Here is a 2,271-nt window from a genome sequence, read left to right on the forward strand (position 1 = left end):
TCGGGGCTGAGTGTGGCGGTGGCGTGGGTGGTCCAGGTGGTGGTGGTGCGGGTGTGGATGGTGAGGGTTTGGTGGCCGGTGGGGGTGGGGGTGGTGAGGTGGAGGTGGAGGTGGGTGGGGGTGGTGGGGTGGAGGGTGATGGGGGTGTGGAGGGTGAGGTCGGTGATGGTGGGGGTGTGGGGGGTGGTGGTGTGGAGGGTGAGGTCGAGTAGGGCGGTGGCGGGCAGGAGGGTGGTGGTGTTGATGGTGTGGTGGTGGAGCCAGGGGTGGGTGGTGGTGGTGAGGGTGCCGGTGTGGTGGGTGGTGTGGTCGGGGGTGGTGATGGTGGTGGTGAGGAGGGGGTGGGGGTGGGTGGTGTGGGTGTGGGGTTGGGGGTGGAGCCAGTAGTGGTGGTGTTGGAAGGCGTGGGTGGGGAGGGTGGTGTGGGTGGGGTTGGTGGTGGTGGGTGTGGGTGGGGTGGTGTGGGTGGTGTGGTGGGTGGCGATGGCGGTGGTGAGGGTGTGGTGTTCGGGGTGTTTGGGGTGGAGGGTGGGGGTGAAGGTGTGGCCGGTGGTGTGGGTGTGGGGTGCGGTGGTGGTGAGGGTGGTGTCGGGGCCGAGTTCGATGTGGTGGGTGGGGGTGTTGGTGAGGTGGGTGAGGGCGTGGTGGTAGCGGACGGGTTGGCGGATGTGTTGGGTCCAGTATTCGGGGGTGGTGATGTGGTGGGGGTCGGCGGGTTGGCCGGTGAGGGTGGAGAGGATGGGGGTGTGGGGTTGGTGGTAGGTGAGGGTGGTGGCGGTGGTGTGGAAGGGGGTGAGGATGGGGTCCATGTGGTGGGAGTGGAAGGCGTGGCTGACGTTGAGGCGGGTGGTTTTGTGGTGGTGGGTGTTGAGTTGGTGGGTGAGGTGTTCGATGGCGTCGTGGTCGCCGGAGATGACGAGGTGGTGGGGGCTGTTGATGGCGGCGATGGTGAGTTGGTGGGGGTATTGGGTGAGCCATTGGGTGGCTTGGGTTTCGGTGAGGTTGGTGGCGATCATGGCGCCGCCGGGGGTGGCGTTTTGCATGTGGTGGCCGCGGGCGGCGACGAGGGTGCAGGCGTCGGGGAGGGTGAGGATGCCGGCGGCGTGGGCGGCGGCGATTTCGCCGACGGAGTGGCCGATGAGGTAGTCGGGGTGGATGTTGTGGTGGGTGAGGAGGGCGTGGAGGGCGGTTTGGAGGGCGAAGAGGGCGGGTTGGGCGTATTGGGTTTGGTGGAGTGCGGGGTGGTTGGTGAAGACGAGGTCGTGTAGGGGGATGTCGAGGTGGGGGTTGAGGTGGGTGGCGCAGGCGTCGAAGGTTTCGGCGAAGGCGGGGTGTCGGGTGTGGAGTTCGGCGCCCATGTGGGGGCGTTGGGAGCCTTGGCCGGTGAATTGGAAGAGGGTTTTGGTGGTGGTGGCGTGGCCGGTGGTGGTGCCGGGGTGGGGGGTGTTGGTGGTGATGGCGTTGAGGCCGGTGAGGAGGTCGTGGAGGGTGTGGCCGGTGATGGTGGCGCGGTGGGGGTGGCGGGTGCGGGTGGTGGCGAGGGCGTGGCTGACGTGGTGGGGTGGTTGGGGGTGGTGGGTGAGGTGGTCGTGGAGGCGTTGGGCTTGGTCGTGGAGGGCGTCGGGGGTGTGGGCGGTGATGGTCCAGGTGAGGAGGGTGTTGGTGGGGGTGGGTTCGTCGGGGGTGGTGGGTTGGGGTTCGGGTTGTTCGAGGATGAGGTGGGCGTTGGTGCCGCTGATGCCGAAGGAGGAGATGGCGGTGCGGCGGGGGCGGTCGTGGTGGGGCCAGGGTTGGGTGGTGGTGAGGAGGGCGACGTTTCCGGTGGTCCAGTCGACGTGGGGGGTGGGTTCGTCGATGTGGAGGGTGGCGGGGAGGAGTCCGTGGTGCATGGCGTGGGTCATTTTGATGACGCTGGCGATGCCGGCGGCGGCTTGGGTGTGGCCGATGTTGGATTTGATGGAGCCGAGCCAGAGTGGGGTGTCGGGGTGGTGTTCCTGGCCGTAGGTGGCTAGGAGGGCGTGGGCTTCGATGGGGTCGCCGAGGGTGGTGCCGGTGCCGTGGGCGTCGACGGCGTCGATGTCGGCGGCGGTGAGGCGGGCGTTGGCCAGGGCGGCGCGGATGACGCGTTCCTGGGCGGGTCCGTTGGGTGCGGTCAGTCCGTTGGACGCGCCGTCCTGGTTGACCGCGCTGCCCCGGATGACCGCGAGGACGGGTCGTCCGGCCCGGCGGGCGTCGGACAACCGCTGCACCACCACCACACCCACACCCTCG

Annotated in this window: 1 protein-coding gene; it reads right to left on the reverse strand. The window is 68.7% G+C overall.

Going from position 1 to position 2,271, the window contains the following annotated elements; genetic code table 11:
- A partial coding sequence (locus AB0C22_RS31205) for a type I polyketide synthase (RefSeq protein WP_357538590.1) occupies positions 1–2,258 on the reverse strand: 2,258 nt, incomplete at its 3' end.
- Positions 2,259–2,271: the final 13 nt, after the last annotated feature.

It is taken from the genome of Micromonospora sp. NPDC048894, from assembly GCF_040649765.1.
GTDB classification, from domain to species: Bacteria; Actinomycetota; Actinomycetes; order Mycobacteriales; family Micromonosporaceae; genus Micromonospora; species Micromonospora antibiotica.